The organism is Candidatus Pantoea bituminis, from assembly GCF_018842675.1.
In the GTDB taxonomy this organism is placed as follows: Bacteria; Pseudomonadota; Gammaproteobacteria; order Enterobacterales; family Enterobacteriaceae; genus Pantoea; species Pantoea phytostimulans.
The window spans coordinates 3,722,269-3,739,971 of sequence record NZ_JAGTWO010000004.1; the positions used below are offsets into that span (position 1 = coordinate 3,722,269).

The 17,703-nt window shown below is 54.9% G+C and carries 8 protein-coding genes and 3 pseudogenes; 3 read left to right on the forward strand and 8 right to left on the reverse strand.

The annotated features are described in order from the left end of the window. Nucleotides 1–13: 13 nt before the first annotated feature. The 3 genes and pseudogenes from bcsA (KQP84_RS21195) to bcsR form a co-directional block, all read right to left on the reverse strand. Nucleotides 14–2,610, reverse strand: a pseudogene (bcsA, locus tag KQP84_RS21195) (UDP-forming cellulose synthase catalytic subunit). Then, nucleotides 2,607–3,337, reverse strand: a pseudogene (gene bcsQ, locus KQP84_RS26300) (cellulose biosynthesis protein BcsQ). Before bcsQ ends, bcsA (KQP84_RS21195) begins: the two co-directional pseudogenes overlap by 4 nt. Next, complete coding sequence (gene bcsR / locus KQP84_RS21205) at nt 3,337–3,534, reverse strand: cellulose biosynthesis protein BcsR (protein WP_215848007.1); 198 nt, start codon at nt 3,532–3,534, stop codon at nt 3,337–3,339. The pseudogene bcsQ and the gene bcsR overlap by 1 nt, the downstream one beginning before the upstream one ends. 290 nt (nt 3,535–3,824) lie before the next feature. Between bcsR and bcsE the strand changes: the two are divergent. The 3 genes and pseudogenes from bcsE to bcsG all read left to right on the forward strand — a co-directional run bounded on the left by bcsE (nt 3,825) and on the right by bcsG (nt 7,169). Then, nucleotides 3,825–5,320 (forward strand): annotated as a pseudogene (gene bcsE / locus KQP84_RS21210) (cellulose biosynthesis protein BcsE). Continuing rightward, on the forward strand, nt 5,320–5,508 hold the full coding sequence (bcsF, locus tag KQP84_RS21215; RefSeq protein ID WP_215848008.1) for a cellulose biosynthesis protein BcsF: 189 nt from the start codon (nt 5,320–5,322) through the stop codon (nt 5,506–5,508). The pseudogene bcsE and the gene bcsF overlap by 1 nt, the downstream one beginning before the upstream one ends. Beyond that, nucleotides 5,508–7,169, forward strand: a complete 1,662-nt coding sequence (gene bcsG, locus KQP84_RS21220) for a cellulose biosynthesis protein BcsG (RefSeq protein ID WP_215848009.1) — start codon at nt 5,508–5,510, stop codon at nt 7,167–7,169. The genes bcsF and bcsG overlap by 1 nt, the downstream gene beginning before the upstream one ends. A gap of 626 nt (nt 7,170–7,795) precedes the next feature. Here bcsG and KQP84_RS21225 read toward each other — a convergent pair. From KQP84_RS21225 to bcsA (KQP84_RS21245), 5 genes are read right to left on the reverse strand one after another with little or no spacing between them, the layout of a single operon-like run. Beyond that, nucleotides 7,796–8,800 carry a family 8 glycosyl hydrolase gene (locus KQP84_RS21225; protein ID WP_215848010.1) on the reverse strand — a complete coding sequence of 335 codons (1,005 nt, stop codon included), beginning with the start codon at nt 8,798–8,800 and terminating at the stop codon, nt 7,796–7,798. Nucleotides 8,801–8,809: 9 nt separating this feature from the next. Beyond that, the gene (gene bcsD, locus KQP84_RS21230) at nt 8,810–9,256 is read right to left on the reverse strand and encodes a cellulose biosynthesis protein BcsD (protein WP_215848011.1); all 447 of its coding nucleotides are present in this window, start codon (nt 9,254–9,256) and stop codon (nt 8,810–8,812) included. Then, the gene (locus KQP84_RS21235) at nt 9,256–13,047 is read right to left on the reverse strand and encodes a cellulose biosynthesis protein BcsC (protein ID WP_215848361.1); all 3,792 of its coding nucleotides are present in this window, start codon (nt 13,045–13,047) and stop codon (nt 9,256–9,258) included. The genes bcsD and KQP84_RS21235 overlap by 1 nt, the downstream gene beginning before the upstream one ends. A 20-nt stretch (nt 13,048–13,067) precedes the next feature. Next, nucleotides 13,068–15,548 (reverse strand): cellulose biosynthesis cyclic di-GMP-binding regulatory protein BcsB, encoded by a 2,481-nt coding sequence (gene bcsB / locus KQP84_RS21240; RefSeq protein WP_215848012.1) that lies wholly within the window; start codon nt 15,546–15,548, stop codon nt 13,068–13,070. Then, on the reverse strand, nt 15,545–17,653 hold the full coding sequence (gene bcsA / locus KQP84_RS21245) for a UDP-forming cellulose synthase catalytic subunit (protein WP_215848013.1): 2,109 nt from the start codon (nt 17,651–17,653) through the stop codon (nt 15,545–15,547). The genes bcsB and bcsA (KQP84_RS21245) overlap by 4 nt, the downstream gene beginning before the upstream one ends. Nucleotides 17,654–17,703 lie beyond the last annotated feature (50 nt).

The following is a 17,703-nucleotide window of genomic DNA, read 5'->3' on the forward strand; positions in this document are numbered from 1 at the left end:
ATGTGTTGAACTGTCACGCCTGTTGGCGCGCACTGACGCTTTTTGGCAGCAGCGAGGCCAGCCAACTCAGTAGTCCGGTAAGCAGCGTAAACAGCTGACGTAATTGCGGCGGCCCATACTCTGCCAGGCGCAGATAGCCTTTGAAGCCCAGCACCATAATATCGGCAAGACTTTGCACCGGTTTATCTTCGGGGAAACCGTCCTGCCACAACGCCCAGGTATCGGCGCGAGCAAACGTGCACTGGATAAATTCGATATGTTGTTCGGTGCTCAGTTGATGCAGCCGAATCCCGGCACGACGCCCAAATACGCGCTGTACGTGGCAGGGGAAACTGAACTCCTGCTGTCCGCGCCGTAACAGTAAGTGCACCGCTTCATCTTCCACCAGCGCGTCGGCTTCGCGCAGTTCAACGCCGACGCCACCATCCGAATAGTCGCGCAGCGTACACGGCACCATATGACCATCTTTGCGGGCAATCGCAGCGGGCATGGCAATTTCTACGCGGTGCGCTTCGCGTATCTGCCGCGCCTCTACCGATACCGCGACCGCACCGCCCAGAATCACCATGTTGTAAATCACCCAGATCAAGCTGACCCAAACGGTGAGGATTTCTGTGGTTGGGCCATTTGCCATGCGCCAAAACGCCATGCCAATGCCCGCCAGGTTGATCAGCACCAGGCACATATAAGGACGCGTGATGACCCAATCGAGATGCTGTTCCGCCACCAACCCACCTTTGGCCGTGACGTTAAAATTACCTTTGTGTGGATTAAACAGCGCCACCGTCGTTGGCCGGGCGATATACCAGGCAAGCACGGTTTCATAGACCTCGCTCCAGAAAGAGTGACGCCAGCGGCCCTGAATACGTGAGTTGGTCATGCTGGTGTGCAGCATGTGCGGCAAGACATAGAGGGCGATCGCCAGTGCGGGCGCATAAATGATGTAGGCGTGGAACAGCAAAAACGCTAACGGCGCGAGCAGGAAGATCAGCCGTGGAATCCCCGCCAGAAAATGCAGCATCGCGTTGGCATAACAGAGGCGTTGTACCAGTTTCAGCCCTTTGCCAAACAGGGGATTATCCAGCCGGAAGATTTGCACCATGCCACGCGCCCAGCGAATACGCTGACTAATATGCGCAGAGAGATTTTCTGTCGCCAGCCCCGCCGCTTGCGGAATACGAATATACGCAGACTTGTAGCCGCGACGATGTAAACGCAGCGACGTGTGAGCATCTTCTGTCACGGTTTCAACGGCGATGCCACCAATCTCATCCAGCGCGCTACGGCGCAACACCGCACAGGAACCGCAGAAGAATGTCGCGTCCCAGGTATCGTTGCCATCCTGTACCAGGCCATAAAACAGCGAACCTTCGTTAGGTGTACGACGAAAGCGACCCAGATTGCGTTCAAACGGATCGGGAGAGAAAAAGTGATGCGGCGTTTGCAGCATCGCCATTTTTTCTTCTTTTATGAACCAGCCCATCGTCATCTGTAAAAACGAGCGGGTTGGGACGTGATCGCAGTCGAAAATAGCAACGTAGTCACCCTGACAGCGGGTTTGTAAGGCATGATTGATGTTGCCCGCCTTGGCGTGTTCATGGGTTGGACGTACCACGTAATGCACGCCAACGCTGGCCGCAAACTCGCCAAAATCGTCGCGCGTGCCGTCATCCAGCAGGTAGATATTCAGCTTCTCTTTCGGCCAATCGATACCCAGCGCGGCATAAATCGTCGGCTTCACCACGCTCAAGGGTTCGTTAAACGTCGGCACCAGCAAATCCACGCTCGGCCACTGATCGACAGGAATCGGCATTGTCATCGGCTGACGATTGAGCGGCCAAAGCGTCTGGAAGTAACCCAGCACCAGCACCGTCCACGAATAGGTTTCCGCCGCAATCAGCAACAAGCCAAAGCTCAGACTCAGCGGATCGTCCCCGTTAAGCGTTGAGGTATAGCGCCACCACAAATAGCGGCAGGAAACGGTTAACGACAGCACAATCAACATGATGGTGGATAAACGGCCCGGTACACGACGCACCAGCATCGCCAATCCCCACAGCAATAGCACAAAAATAAATTGCGTCATCAAGCCAAACGGCTGAGAGATACAGAGCAGCGCCAGCAGTGTCGTACCCATAGCAACGATGATAAACAACACGCGACGCAGGGTGGGTGAAAGACGGCGTAACCGTTTTTCTGCGCGTTGACTAACGCCTTGCGCATCCATGCGTTCAGGCAATTGTCCCAACCATTGATACAAACGTTGACGCCAGCGGAACAGCGGCTGAAACGCGTTAAGACGCAGACGTTCGCTGCGGACGCTGCTATCCAGCGGCAAAAACAGCAGCAGCCAGAAGCTTTGTAGCAGATAACGCAGAATATCAAGCGGCCGCGGCCGTTCGGGCGAGATATGTGGATAAAGACGACGGCGATCCTGAATCACACGTTGCCAGGCTGGCGTTTCAAAGCGTAAAAGGCCCAGCCCAGCGTGCACCATAACAGCTGCAACACGCTGGCAATGACAGACGCGTCATGTTGACGTGCGCCGCTATAACGCCGTTGCAGCGCCTGACAAACCTGAGGGATCAATAGCCAGCGCAGCGGATTCACTGACGCACTCCCGCTATATGCAAAATCAGCCAGTTCGCTAACGTGGTGATCTCTTCGCTCGCCAAGGCGTGTGGACGATACTCACCCAGCGGCTGCTTCATCATTAGTGATTCTGCCAGTGCTTCATCCCGATGAATCAGCACCGGGATCAGGTGGGTGAGCGATGCCAGCCACAGCTGATGCAAATCCTGCTGCAATTTGCTGTTAGCATTAAATTGGTTGAGTAAAAAACGCGTATTGGCCGCAAAGGTATGTTGATGTAAACGCAAATGGCAATTGGCATCCGGCGTTAATACCTTAAGTACGCAGTCAGCCTGCGCCAGCAGAGTGTGATGCCAGGGCAAGCTGATGGCTGGGATATCCAAAAAAGCCATTGATAGTTGCGTTTCAGGACCGGAATGGCGTTGAGCAGTTCGGCGGCGATCTCGCCATCCTGCTGTAAAAGCGTTAAGTCAGATTGATGAATGAGCTGACCAAACGGCAGCAGATCAAGGCCAGCCTGATAGCGCAGTGCGCTCTCCTGCCAGCGTTGCCCGTCGCGGATTGCCTGCATCCAACCGCGTGTCGCGGTAAGCGGCGCGTTGAAATGCGCCGCCAGCTGGTTTTCAGCATCACCATCAATGGCTAATACCGATTCGCCCAACGCGGAAAGCGCCCAGCTCAGCGCCGCAGTGAGTGACGTCGCGCCAGTCCCGCCGCGCAAACCCTGAATCACCACCGTTGGCATTAGCGCTGCTGCTCCGCGACAACAGACGCTAATTCCGTCAGCAATGGCCAGCGCGCCACGATGCCCGCCAGCCGTTCTTCACGCGCAATATCAATATAGTGAAAAGTCTTGATCGCAAAAGCTTCTCTCAAGGCACTGATATCATCTTGCTGCTCACTGGCAGAGGTCACCACTGAAAAGGTGTTTTCAATATTCATTACTCTTCACTACAAAAAGTTTGTCACAAAGCGTTCGCCACAGAACTTTTTGTCACAAATAAGCGACGCAAGTTAATGTGCAGTTTTATTATTTAAATTTAATACAGGCATGCTGCGTTACGCCGATCATAAATCATTCAGAGGTATTCTGTCATAGCGTATTTTTAAATATCTTCGGTTACATTCGCCGCTTTCTATAATAAGCTAGCGCTGACTGAATGAATCGCGATACTTAAATGAAAAACTCCTCTCTACTGGGCCTGCAACAGGTTCAGCCAGAATTAATGGCAATGCAATCACCGGGATGTTATTGGGTCACCTGCCAGCGTCAGGAAGATGCCCGACACTTTATTCGTCAGGTGATCAGTGCTCAACAGTCAGCAACGCTAATCAGTGCTGATGAAGCACCTCGCGCCTTACTGACACCCGCACCCGCAGCGGGCCCCGATCGTATTCCGCTGTTTTCGCTACCAAAAAATAAAAAAGCCTGCTAAAACTCGACAGCGATTTAGCGCGAACTCTTAATAATAAAAGCGGCCTGGTACTGTTTTATACGGATTCGCTTCTATGGGATAAATTATCCGCTGAAGAATTGACGCTATGGATGAAACGTATCCGTAGGGTAATAACAAAAAAAGCATTCACCTTTTTAATCATCACCTTTGGCTCCACAATTATTAACCTTCGTGACAATCTTCAACGGTATTTTCGGCAGATTGACGGCGTCGCACATTTAGAATTTCAGCAAGATAGTTGGCAATATCGAATTAACTGGTGGTATTCGACCGATAGATTGTTGGCAGATCGTGCATTGCGCTTAAATCAGCATAATGAATCTTTTATTGCTGTTAATGAAAAAGAACAGCCTGAACCTTTAAGCCGAGATGATGTAACCCATTATCTGGCCGATAAAATTGTACTGGAAGGGGCCCCGCCGCTATCAAAACAGTGGGTTTTATTCGCGGATAATGAGCAGGTTTTTTCCCGCGCGCAACAAGCCAGTGCGGCAACGGTCATTTTTAGCCTGACGCACACAGAAGAGATCAACTCGCTGGCAAAACGTGTGCATAGCCTGCGCCGTTCACGCGGTAACGGCTTAAAGATTGTCATACGTGAGATGAAAACCAGCCTGCGCTACAGCGATGAACGCCTGCTGCTGGCGTGCGGTGTCAATGCCATCGTGCCGTCAACGGCACCGATGTCACGTTTCCTGACGACGCTGGAAGGCTTGCAGGGTTTGCAATTCAGCCGACACGTTCCGGGCAATCTTGACGCGTTGATCAGCGCATTGCAGCCCTTACAGCAAAAGGGGTATCTCCGGTTGGATGCCTTTTGCCTGGCGGTGTCGCAGTTGATGTCGAATACGCTGCTGCCAGAAAACGATAAAGGCTTGTTGGTCGCGCTGCGTCCCGTCCCAGAGTTAAAGACGGAACAGATTCTGACGCTGTGTAAGCCGCGCCGCTACGGTGATTTAGTCACCACGCTGGACGATCGCGTCTATCTGTTTTTGTCGTCTTGCCGTTTCAACGATCTCGATACCGCGCTGACGTTTATCTTTTCGCTGCCGCACGATCAGCTTTTTGCTAATCGGGTGCTGTGGTTTGAAGATCATCAAATCCTCGCTGAGGTTGGCAAGATAAAAAATGTCGTGCCTGATTCCCTGCGCGAAATGCCGCTGTCGGCGGAATCGACGACTGTTGAAAAAACCACGACTGGCGCGACGCGTATGCCGTTGCGCCGCATACCGCAACCCGTCTCGCTCAATCTTGAGGGGAAAAGACGCTGATGAACTTGATGGATAGCGTGCAGATTGCGCTGCTTGTTCTGTTTCTTTTGTTATTTTTGAAGCCGTTATATCGCCACTGGTTGCCACGCCGTTGGAACGGATTCCTGAACCGCCTGTTGCCTGCACGTGCGTTGAAGTCTCACGGTTACTGGCAGCGAGAATCCTCGAAAAAGGATGTGAAACGTTAATGCATCACCACACACATGATTCCGCCTCCTCTACGTTGCTGTGGAACAACTGGCGTGGGCTGGGCGGCTGGAATTTCTACTTTCTGCTCAAGTTTGGCCTGTTATGGTACGGCTACCTGAATTTTCATGCGCTGACTAATCTTGTCTTCCTTGCCTGGCTGCTGTTTCCGCTGCCCTCTTTACGCCTGCATCGTCTGCGCAATGGGCTATCAATTCCGCTGAGTATTGCGCTGTTCTGGCACGATACCTGGTTGCCAGGCATGCATTCCCTGCTCAGTCAGGGCGATCAGCTGGCGGGATTCTCTGGCGCGTATCTGCTTGATCTGACTAACCGGTTTATTAACTGGCAGATGATCGGTGCGGCTTTCGTGTTACTGGTGCTGTATCTGTTTGTTTCGCAGTGGGTTCGCATTTCAGTGCTGGTTTCGCTGATGCTGATTTGGCTCAATGTCATGAATTTTGCCGGTCCCTCGTTCGCGTTACTGCCGACGAAAGCCGCCACGCCGGACGTGGTACGTAACGTTGCACCAGGCGAAAAAGCCGTCGTTAATTCGTCAGACCCGCTCGATCAGTCTGCACCGCCCAGCAGCGCTAACCTGACGGCCTGGCTCAACCGTTTTTACGACAGTGAACGCCAGCGTGTGACAGAATTCCCTGCCGCGCTTCCGGCGGATTCGCAGCCGTTTGATATTTTAATCGTCAACATTTGCTCGCTGGCCTGGTCAGATGTTGATGCCGCTCAACTGCGTAATCATCCACTGTGGCAGCACTTTGATATTGTGTTGAATAACTATAACTCGGCAACCGGTTACAGCGGCCCGGCCGGCCTGCGTTTACTGCGCGCCAGCTGTGGGCAAACCTCGCACAGCGATCTCTATAAGCCCACCGATCAGCGCTGCTATCTGTTTGATAATCTCGCTAAGCTCGGTTTTAAACAGCAGTTGATGATGGATCACACCGGCGTGTTTGGTGGCTATCTTAAAGAGCTGCGTGATTATGGTGATTTGCAGGCACCGCTGATGTCGCAAGTGGGTATCGCACCTGCGCTGACGTCGTTTGAAGGGTCGACAGTGTTCAATGACGCGCAGCTTATGCAGCGCTGGTTAGATGAACGCAGCAAAAGTAATGATGCCCGCAGCGCGACTCTTTATAACCTGATTCCGCTGCATGACGGCACGCGTGAACTGGGCAGTAGCCAAACCGCCGCCTGGAAACCGCGTGCGCAGCAACTGTTTAACCAACTCGATAGCTTCCTGAATAATCTGGAGAAATCTGGCCGTCGAGTCATGGTGGTGGTGGTGCCAGAGCACGGCGCAGCGTTGCAGGGCGACAAAATGCAGATGTCAGGTTTACGCGACATTCCCAGCCCCAGCATCACACATGTGCCGGTAGGCATTAAGTTTGTCGGCATGAAAGCACCCCATCAGGGGCAGCCGTTAACGATTGATACGCCCACCAGCTTGCAGGCGATTTCAGCGCTGGTTTCGCGGGTAATTGATGGCCAGGTATTTAATGCGCCGAATGTGAATATGTCAGCTTTGACCGACAATCTGCCGCAAACGCCTGTGGTCTCTGAAAATGATAATGCGGTGGTGGTGATGTATCAGGGCAAACCCTGGATTCGCCTTAATGGCGGCGATTGGGTGGCTTATCCGCAGTAGGGATGCTAGTCCCAACCTTTTTAAGTGCGAGGTCGTTTGTCCCCCACCTCAATCCTCTTGAATGCGGGGTCGTTTGTCCCCCACCTCAGTCCTCCCCCATAAATGGGGGAGGAAGATGCTGCCATATGTTAGTGATGAGGCTGCATGTGGCAGCGTCTCCTTCCCCGCGTCGCGGGGAAGGCCGGGATGGGGGACAGCGCGCAGAGGAGGTCGTCTGTCCCCCACCTCAATCCTCTTGAGTGCGAGGTCGTTTGTCCCCCACCTCGGTCCTCCCCCATACATGGGGGAGGAAGATGCTGCCATATGCGAGTATTGAAGCTGCATGTGGCAGCGTCTCCTTCCCCGCGTCGCGGGGGAAGGCTGGGATGGGGGCAGCGCGCAGAGGACGTCGTTTGTCCCCCACCTCAATCCTCTTGAGTGCGGGGTCGTTTGTCCCCACCTCAGTCCTCCCCCATAAATGGGGGAGGAAGATGCTGCCATATGTTAGTGATGAGGCTGCATGTGGCAGCGTCTCCTTCCCCGCGTCGCGGGGAAGGCCGGGATGGGGGACAGCGCGCAGAGAACAAAAAAACGCGCAGAGAACAAAAAAACGCGCAGAGGACAAAAACATGCGCAGAGCACTTAACTCAGTGCTTATCCTGAAGCGCCAGCCACGTCAATAACTGCAGGCTAGAGGAGAAGTAGTTCTGATCCGGGGCGAGGGTATCGCTGATGTAACCGGTTTGATTCATCGTCAAATCCCGCACCGCTAACAATCCACCCTCGAGGTTATAAGGTGCTGGCGTATTGGCCAACACATCAAACCAGGCAGGCGTTTGCTGACGACTGTAACCCTGCCAGACACGCTGGAACGGCCCCAATGCCAGGCTTTGCGGATCGTACCACCAGATATTGAGCGGAATACGAATCGCGTCATAGCTAAAGCGGTTGGAATAGCCCAATGCGGGTGCCAGCGATCCATCCGCGTTCAAGGCTACCCAATCCAGCGGCAGGCCGGTTTTGCCGAAATGCATTTCGCTCAGCAAATCATTACCATCATCGATCAGTTTGCTCCAGACCTGAAGATGGCTGCGCTGTGCGAACGCCTGCCAGGCCGCAAACAGGAAATAGGACGGATTCAGCACCACATAGCTGTTTTTATTAAAGCCCTGCGCACCCGGCAGCATCACGGTATGGCCGCCAAAGGTGATCACATTGAGCTTCACAATGGCGCGCTGAATGCGATCCGAAGCCTGCTGATACTCATTTGCCTGCCATTTCTGCGCTGCACGTTGCAGCGCCCAGGCAATCAAGACGTCGCCGTCTGAAGCATTGTTTTTATCCGCAACAGGATTGTCGTTGCCCGGTGTGTAGCGCCAGTAAAACAGGTCGTTTTGTGCATTACGCAAATGCGTTTGCGTCCACAGCCAAAGCTGGTCAAACGTGGCGCGATCATCATTAGCTACCGCCAGCAACATGCCATAACCCTGACCTTCGGTATGGCTGACGTTATTATTCGCGGTATCAATGATGCGCCCTTCTGGCATCACAAAGCGGCTTTTGAACGTATCCCAGCCACTTGCACTAGCTTGCACGCTAAAAGCCATTAACAAACAACAAAATAGCCATCTCAGGCAGACCTTCGCTCTCATTCCAACGTCCTATTGATATCGATAATGCAGCGTATTGCCGTCATTCAGTTCAAGTACGATTTGTACTGCTGCGCTACCGCCCTGGCCTTGCAGCCAGCCCGAATATAATCCGGCCAGTACCGCGCCAAAAGCAGATTGCCAGTCTGCTACTGCCTGCGCATTATCACCGGCTGGCAACGCATGATGCTTCAGCAGCAGCGCGTTATCTTGCGGTTGCAGCTGCACAAAACCCCAGTTAAAACGTGCCAGTTGTAGGTTAATTTCGCGCTCCAGATCCTGGACAGTGCGTGCTTCTGGCAAAGGGTAGCGCGCAGCCAGTGATTCACCCCTATTCTGTAAAAAGGCTTCAGCTTCAGCCTGACCGGCGTTGGCGACCATGCCTTCCAGCAATACGCTGACCAGATCAAACCAACCGGGTTGATGCGGGTGCGATGCCCCAGCGAAATGTTCACTCATTACTTTTCTCCGAACATGTAACGGACGTTCAACTGCGCCGTGCTTTCGTTGTAATCACCAAAGGTGTCATAGCCAAGCTGGCCACCAATCGTCACGTCTTTGTTGATCTTGTAATCCGCGCCAGCATGCAGGTTATAGCCGATGCCGTTTTTGCTGTCGCCCGAATAGAAGGCGCTCTTCGCGCTACCCGAGGCAGCCAGCGCTTCCATTTGTGACTGAAGGTTTGGATCGTCCGGGAAGTAGGCGCTCTTATCCTGGCTGTAGGATTGATAACCGACCGAACCGCCAACGTTGACTTTCAGGTCATCAAACTTGCGTGAGAAATCGACCGGGAACGACACCGAAGCATAGTTCTGCGGGCTGAAGTAACCGCCCTGACCGTAGCTGAAATAGCTCAGGTTTTTCGAAAAATCCATCCACGACAGGCTCATGCCCACTTTCAGCTCGCGGTCGTCGTAATGATAAGGACGCACATACGCGCCAGCGGTTGCCTGCATACTGGTATTGCTGGCCACGTTTTCACCAATATAGCTGTAGCCGCCCGCGCCGACATAGAAACCCGCATCGCCGTTGTCGTAACTCAGCAAAGCGTTGCCGCCGTTCTTGGTGACACGACCCCATTTCTTGCCGCTGGTTTTATCTTCCAAACCCACGTAGGAGAGCAGGCTGTCAGTCATTGCGCGACGTTCACCCGTCAAGATCAGCGTCAGGAAGTCTGTCAGCTTCGGCGACCATTGAACGCCACCCACCAGCGTGCTGAGATCCTGGCCCAATGGCGTACTGCCTAAATCAACTTTGTAACTGTCGCCTTTCAAGGCGAGGTTCAGTTCAACGCCCGATGCAGTTTGTGAATCGGTGGTGGCGCTTGGCTGATCGGTTACGGTTGCCCCGCCTGCCGCCACGACGTTGCCTTGCGTGATCGCGTTGGTGCCGAAACGGCGCCATGCATCACCCGATGCGCTGCCTGCGGTCAGGGAAACAGGCGTCAGGGTGAAGTCGAAGCGCGACTCACCAAACGGCACGGTAGAGAAGGTCAGCGGCGCTTTGGCTTCGGTCAGTTTGCTCAGGCCCGATTCACCATCACGTCCACGCACCTGCACCGTGCCCTGCGCCCAGGTACCGGTTTTTTCTTGCAGATCGTCCATCATGGTGTCGATCTGATGCAGCATCTGCGTCTGCGGTGACGGCATACTCGCGCCGCTCGCCAGCGTGACGCCTTCAGCGCTGCTGGTAGCAGCCGGTGCACTTTGCCACGGCAACACGGTGCCGTAGCTGGACGGCGAGCGCCCTACTGGCGAGGTGCTGCGGTTGATAAACGGATTATCCGCTAAGGCCAGGCCGCCCACGGTTGGCGTGCCGCCTTGTGCACCTTGCAAACCAATCAGCTGCCCACGCGCCGAGCGCAGATAAACCATCGCTTGTGAATGGTCACCGTTGGCTTCAGCCACGCGTGCCATCAGCAGTTGCCGATCGGGCGTCTGCACGCTGTTCAGGCCGCGTGACAAATCGTTGGCACGCTGGACGTTGTTCTGCGCCAGTGCAACATTGATGGCACCGACTCGCGCATCTTGTGTTGGCGTGTCCTGCGTCATCAGATAGTCATACACCACGCCCGCATCTTTGTTCATCTTGCCGTCTTGATAGAGACGTGCCATAGCGAACATCAGATCGCGGTTTTGCGGATCGTGTTGCAGCGCGCCGATCAGCTTGTCATAAGCGGCCGCGTACTGTTTCTGCTGACGCAAGCGATCTACTTCATTGATCAAATAACCGTTACGAATACCGGCCAGCTGGGTTGGCGTGCTGCGCGCCTGCAGTTCTGGGCTGCTAAGGAAGCTCTGCGCTTCGCTGCCCAAACCCGCCTGATTCAGCACGTTAACCTGCGCGGCGTAATCGCCTGCATTGCCCTGTACACCGCGCTGCATGTTGCCGCGCACCACAGCAACCGCCGTAGTGACATCGCCCGCTTTCGCCAGCTTCTGCGCCAGGTTGCCCGCATCCACTGGATTAGTTGGCGGATGGGCCGCCAGCGCTTTTAGCGTATTCGCTGCTGCCGCGTTCGAACCCTGCGCCAGATATTGATCGGCAGTGTTCATCTGCAAATTGAAGTTCACACGCTGCGCCAGCTCCCGCATCTCACGCGTTTGTGCGTTGGACGGAATCCGCGACAGCAGCACGCTGGCCTGTTGCCAGGCACCACTTTCGCTGGCGTTCAGTGCGCCCGCGTAAAGCTCGCTGCTGCTGGCGCCGTTACGCATCACCGGCTGCATCACGTTAGCCGCTTGTAGGCTGTCGCCCTGCTGGCGATAGAGACGCGCCAGGTCGAGACGCAACCAGCCTTCGTTTGGATAACGCTGAATGCCCTGTTGCAGCGTAGCGATTGCGGCACGGGTATTGCCCGCCGCCAGCTGGCGTTTGGCCTGCTGACGAATCGGATCGATACTGCTGCCACGCGGCGTCACGCTTTGACGCACGCTGTCCGGTAAAGAAGAGAGCAAGGTATTGGCTTCTGCACTGCGATTCTGCTGACGCAGCACGTAGAACAAGCCCTCTTTCGCGCTGCGGTTGTCCGCATCGCTTTGTAAAACAGCGCGATAAGTTTGTTCTGCCTGCTCCAGCTGATTACTGCGACGCTGCACATCGGCGCGGAACAGTTTTGCAGAAATCCCTTTTTCGCCTTCGGCCTGCGTTAACGGCTCGCTCAAAGCCAAAGCCTGCGCGCTGTCACCGCTTTTCAGCGCTTGCTGTGCGTTAGCCAACTGCGCATAGAAGCGAGCATCCGCTGCCTGTTTCTGACGCTCGGCACCTTGATCGCCTCCCATCTGAGCAGCGCGTTGCAGATAATCTGCGGCGTCCTGATAACGTCCTGCACGCTGCGCGACATACCCCATGCCCGCCAGCGCGTCGGCATCTTGCGGATTAGCAGTCAGCACTTTTTCAAAGTTACTTTGGGCACCGCTCACGTCGCCACTGTTCAGCGCGGTGAAACCTGCGCCTTTCTCAGCACCGCCGACGTTTTTACGGTAATAATCCAGTACCTCAGCATCCTGCGGGTGACGCTGCTGCCAGGTTTGATAGATCGCCGCATCCGTGGCTTGTGGTGCGAGCCACAACAGCGCCTGACGCAGCGATCGATCGGCATCTTTATTGCCGTCCGCCAACGATCCCAACACATCAACCCCTTCACGGCGTGTCGACTCTTGATAAGTCATCGCTTTACCCAGCGCCAGCTTAGCGCCGGTATCTTGCGGGTGTTGTGCGGAGAACTGACGCAGCGCTTCAACTGCCTGCGGCAGCAGCGTGCGATCGCCCGCCATGGTCAGATAATATTCTGCCGCCACGCTGGCAGGGGGTTCATTGCCGCTAAAGGTGTTGCGCCAGGTTTGCAACGCCGCCGCGATATTGCCGCTGCGCGCCTGCTGGCGAGCCAGTGACAGCTGCGCCTGCGGAATGGTTTGCAATTGGCGAGCGTTATCCAGCTCGCTCAGATGGGCATCATTGGGTGAAACCTGACTCAGGCGTGCGCGATACTGCGCCGCGCTGGCGTTATCACCGCCCTGCTGCGAATAGAGCGCCAGCAAATAGAGCGCCTGCGTATTGTTGGGTTCAACCATCAATACTTTTTGCAGCGAGGACTTAGCCAGATCGTCATGCGCTTTTTGATGCCAGTAAGCCGCCTGATCAAACAGGGCCTGTAACGCAGGATTGGTGGACTCAGCCGCCAACAGCGGCTGAGAAAGTGTCAGTGCGCCGCCCAGAAACAGCGCGTGACGTATGCCGGCACTCAACAGATTTTTTTCATTATTGTTCCTTACTTCTTGCCGGAATCACGATCATTTTTGTAGTTGAGGCGGCGTCCTGCGTGACGTTTCAACATTACCCACACCGCGCTTCCCACCAATGCCGAAAGCAACAGCGCCGTCATCGCCAACAGCACAGAATGCTGGTTGGCATACCACACCACCATCATGTACCACGGCATTTCCCCACTCGGGAACTGCGGCCCGACGCGGAAGCTGCGGATACCGTTTTCATCAGTAATGATGGCGGTATCGCCACGAATGCCGGCATTGATGCGCGCTGAACTTAAATCGTTATGCAGACGCAGCAGCTGATCGTCACTGCTTGCAACCGTCATCACCACCAGGCGATCCGGGTTCCAGGGTGAGCGATAGCTCAGGAAGCCACGCCACGACTCATTCGAAGAGAAATAACGATCGGCGTCCAGCTGCTGGCGATACCAATCCCCCATCAGCCAGGCGCGGGCTTTTTCCAACGCACTCGGCTCTTTCACGCCAAAGGTGCTGCCGCTGGCTTCGTAAGGTGAATTTGCCAGCATCGCCTGATTAAACGCGCTGTTGCCGGTGGTGCTAATGGCAAGCACATCACTCTGCTGTAAACGCGCCAGGTTGGTGCCGCCGTTTGGCAGGCCAAACAGCACCTGATTCTGAGCCAGTGCTACACCCGTTGCGTTACCGGCTCGCGCAGCCAGATCCAGCAGGGTAGAGATCTCCGCATCGGTGGGCTTTTCTGGCAGCAGCAGTGTGGTCTGGCCAAAGTCCGCCAGCCGCGTGAACGGGAATGATGCACCAACAAAGTAGGAGAGATTCGGCAACATGCTGAAGTGGCGCGTATGGCTTAAATCAATCCACGAATCCTCTTCGATGCGGCTCTTGATGTTGTTATTCAGCAGTACACCGCATGGCGCATCGGCCTTTGGCTTGATGTTGAAATAGAGCGCCAACTGGTTGTCGCCGTAGATCAGGTAAGGATCGAGGTTGAGCTGATACTGCTCCTGACGCGCATCACCGCCCAAACGATGCCAGGCATTTTCCAGCAGGCCGACTTTGTTTACCGTCAGATTACGCAGGAAGGTGCCGTTCAGCGTCACGTTGAGTAACGAGGCGTTTTCATCAATCCAGCTTTCTGACGGGAAGCGATAGTGCAGATTAACCGGCACAGTGTCGCCATCCCACAGGAACAGGTCGGGCGCGGCGCGGAAGTTAACGCGCATCGCATCGTGCCAGATTCCGGTGCTGGTCAGGCTCTGATCTTTACGCAACAGCTCACTCAGACGCACCGGGCGGCTGGTGTTGATCCAGCGTGGGGCATCGTAAGGCTGGCGGTTGGCGATTGACTGCGGCTGCACTTGCAGCGCGCTGCCATCGGTGGTCAGAGGCTGTGAAGTCAAACGGTAAGCCGCCTGACGCAGCTGCTTCTCATCTTCGCCGCTCACCAGCAACAGCTTGTAAACCGGGTTGTTCGGATTATCGACTACCTGCAGATGCGGGCCAGTGACCGCCGGAAAGGTCAGCGTGCCGATCTTGTCGCCCGGATGACCGAACAGAATGCCGTTTTTCTCTGGCAGTTCACCGCGCATCACCGGAAAACGGATGCCGCGATAATCACTCTGAATGCCCAACCAGGACGCCACCAACGCCGCCGCGCTAATCGAATCTGGCGCAACGTTGCTGGCAAATCCCATGGTTACGGCACTTGCCGTCATACGTTGCGGATCGAGGAACGGGCGCGGGAAGTTACGCAGAGCAGTGCCAATGTTCAGCTGTTGCCCTTCAAGCGTCAGCGTAGTTTTCGGCAGAATCGTTACCTGATACTGCTCGGCGCTCTCTTTCTCGCACAGCAGTTTGTCTGCATCGTTGATTTTAAAGCTGAGATTATTGCTCGACACCACCATCGCTGCGGGAATATCCAGCTGGTAGTCGCTGACATCGCTGTCGCTGGAACCCAGCGGCAGTGTCCCCAGCGGCTGACCATTGAGCATCAGTTGCAGCGAGGTGTTACGCGCAGCCAGCGCTTGCGACACGCGCAAAGACAAATTGAGATGCGCATTGGTGATGACTTCATCATTTGGCAGCGTAAAGACAATACCGGATTGCAGCTGACCGCCAGTCAGCGTGATGCCTTGAGTCTGGCCCATTTGCGCCACGGTAATGGCACTGCTGATCGGCTGATTCAGGGCCGCGCTGATCACCGGCAGCGGCTCAGGCGCAGTGATTTCCTGACCTGGTGCGTAAGGCAGCGCGCTGGCTGCCGCTTCCAGTTGCGGATCGGCATTTTGCAGCCCTTCTGGCGGCGGCACTTGTGAAAGCGCATTGCTGTCCTGCGTCACCGCAGGCGCGGCATCGTTAACGGGTTGGTCGCTGGGCGCTGCACTGTTCACCGGCGCATCATAGCCGTTGTTTTCTGTGGGCGGCGTTTCTGCCCAGGCGGGCGTCAGCAACAGCGCAGCTGCCAGCGAGCTTGCCAGCAGAGTTTGCGTCAAGGTTTTCATGCTGCGCTGTCCTCTTTCGCGGCGGCGGCCTGTTCGGCGTGTTTCCGCTTGTCGTGGCGGCCTTTCCAGGTCAGCCAGAACAGTTCAAATACCGTGCGAACGATAGTGCCGAGCGAAACCAGCGGATTATCTTTCTTATACTCCGGCTGAATCCAGGCATCGGCACGCGCCAATACCACGCGAACCAACTCGCGGCGACGTGACAGCGGCATGGCGCCAAAACGCAGGCGAATGGTTTTTTCATCGCCGGAAATTTTACTCACGGGAATGGTAATGGTGCCGGACTTCAGCAACAGATCGATCTCTTCGATTTCATCCGTCTCATGACGATTATCGGGTGCATCCAACTGCGCGCCACCCATCGACATATCGCTGGTCATGGTGCGCGAGGAAATTCCGCTGGCGTAGTGAATAATCGCCGGGATCTGCACCTCAATACGGATTGTTTTACGGACCTGTTTGGTTTCACGGGCCACCGCAATCGCCGCCATTAGGATAATCAGGCTGAACACCGCCCAACCTACGTTGAGGGCAATAACGTAAGGATCGACACCGAAATAATCATGCATCACCGCACGCACCACGCCAGCAACGATGCCGACGGTCAGCAGCACCGCCACGATGACGTGAGGACGCACAATGTGGAAATCGAAGAAGCCCTGATCCAGCACACCGCCTTTATCGGTCACGTTAAATTTGCCGTGCTTGGGTGACAGCATGGTCAAAATCGTCGGGATAATCAGATGGAAACACATCACCGTTTCATAGATTTCACCCCAGAAGGTGTAACGGAAACGGCCATTCATCCGCGAGTTGACGTAAAGCGACATCACCAGATGCGGCAAAACATAGGCAAAGATCAACGAGGCAGAGGAGTGAATAATATTGAGATTAAACAGCAAGTAAGCCAGCGGTGCCGTTAGAAAGGCAACGCGCGGCAGACCAAACTGGAAGTGCAACATGGCGTTGAGATAGCACAAACGCTGCTGCCATTTCAGCCCACGACCAAACAGTGGATTATCGACGCGAAAGATCTGCGTCATGCCACGCGCCCAGCGGGTACGCTGAACAATGTGCAAACCCAGGCGCTCTGTCGCGAGGCCCGCCGCCAGTGGAATCGACAGGAATGCCGATCCCCAACCCAGACGCTGCATTTTCAATGCGGTGTGCGCATCTTCGGTCACGGTTTCAACCGCAAAGCCGCCAATCTCTTCCAGCGCTGAACGGCGAATCACCGCACAAGAACCGCAGAAAAAGGTTGCGTTCCAGTTGTCGTTACCCTGCTGAACCGGGCCGTAAAACAGCGAGCCTTCGTTGGGAATGCTGCGCGCTGCGCGCAGGTTGCGCTCAAATGGATCGGGAGAATAGAAGTAGTGTGGCGTCTGTAACAGCGCCAGCTTGGGATCTTTCAGGAACGGGCCCACAGTCGCCTGCAAAAAGGTGCGGGTCGCAACGTGGTCACAGTCAAAAATGCAAATCAGCTCACCTTTGGTGATTTTCATCGCATGGTTGAGGTTGCCGGCTTTTGCGTGATTATTGTTGTCACGGGTGATGTAACCCACGCCAACATCGGCGGCGAATACCGCAAACTCGCTGCGCTTGCCATCATCCAGCAAATAGACTTTTAACTTGTCGCGCGGATAGTCGATGCACTGTGCGGCCAGAACGGTGTCGCGCACGACGTCCAGACTTTCGTTATAGCTCGGCACGTAAATATCGACCGTTGGCCACAGGCTAGTATCATCCGGCAGCGGTTCAATGGTGCGCTTTAATGGCCAGGTGGTTTGCAGGAAGCCCAAAATTAATATCAGCCAGACATAAAGCTCCGCTAAATATAAGCCGATGCCCATGATGGCTTCAATTTCTGAATTAAAATGCAGCGTCTCAGTGGTGCGCCACCAAATATATCGGGTGGACATCAGCGCGGAAAGAATCACCATGACCACAGTTATTTTGCGGCTTTTGCTGAAACCCAATAAAAACATCATAACGATGCTGATTAAGCCAAAAATATACTGCTTTTGGCTATCCATCGGCGTGATGATGATCACCGCAGCGACCGGTGCAAGCACCAGCAGCAGCAGGTAAAACCCGATTTTACTCATGAATCACCCTAAAAGAGCTCTGGTTTTTAACGCACCTGGCGAGGCCAGGC

What these genes read in the sequence shown, in the direction of transcription:
- bcsR (WP_215848007.1), bottom strand. Translation starts at nt 3,534, where the DNA reads ATGAATATTGAAAACACCTTTTCAGTGGTGACCTCTGCCAGTGAGCAG.
- bcsF (WP_215848008.1), top strand. Translation starts at nt 5,320, where the DNA reads ATGAACTTGATGGATAGCGTGCAGATTGCGCTGCTTGTTCTGTTTCTT.
- bcsG (WP_215848009.1), top strand. Translation starts at nt 5,508, where the DNA reads ATGCATCACCACACACATGATTCCGCCTCCTCTACGTTGCTGTGGAAC.
- KQP84_RS21225 (WP_215848010.1), bottom strand. Translation starts at nt 8,800, where the DNA reads ATGAGAGCGAAGGTCTGCCTGAGATGGCTATTTTGTTGTTTGTTAATG.
- bcsD (WP_215848011.1), bottom strand. Translation starts at nt 9,256, where the DNA reads ATGAGTGAACATTTCGCTGGGGCATCGCACCCGCATCAACCCGGTTGG.
- bcsB (WP_215848012.1), bottom strand. Translation starts at nt 15,548, where the DNA reads ATGAAAACCTTGACGCAAACTCTGCTGGCAAGCTCGCTGGCAGCTGCG.
- bcsA (WP_215848013.1), bottom strand. Translation starts at nt 17,653, where the DNA reads ATGAGTAAAATCGGGTTTTACCTGCTGCTGCTGGTGCTTGCACCGGTC.